Origin of the sequence: Paraburkholderia sp. SIMBA_027 (assembly GCF_046535315.1) — a bacterium.
GTDB lineage: Bacteria > Pseudomonadota > Gammaproteobacteria > Burkholderiales > Burkholderiaceae > Paraburkholderia > Paraburkholderia tropica.
On record NZ_JAWRWY010001537.1, the window covers coordinates 1 to 238 of the forward strand.

Genomic DNA, 238 nt, shown 5'->3' on the forward strand with positions numbered 1-238 from the left:
GCGGTCGCCACGCCGTTATGGCGCTGCGCCGGCGTGACGAATTTCAGGCCGCTATGTTTGTGCTCCTGGTTGTACCAACACACGAACTGCTGCGTCCAGGCCCGCGCCTCATCAATGCTGCCGAACGGCCTGCGTGGATAGTCGGGCCGGTACTTGCAGGTGCGGAACAGTGACTCCGCGAACGGGTTGTCGTTACTCACACGCGGCCGGCTGAACGAGGCCACGACGCCCAGGTTCT

The 238-nt window shown here is 63.9% G+C and carries 1 protein-coding gene; it reads right to left on the reverse strand.

Features of this window, described 5'->3' with window-relative positions; genetic code table 11:
• Positions 1-238, reverse strand: a 238-nt coding sequence (locus tag SB764_RS44340; RefSeq protein ID WP_410867354.1) for an integrase core domain-containing protein, incomplete at both ends; no start/stop codon positions are given.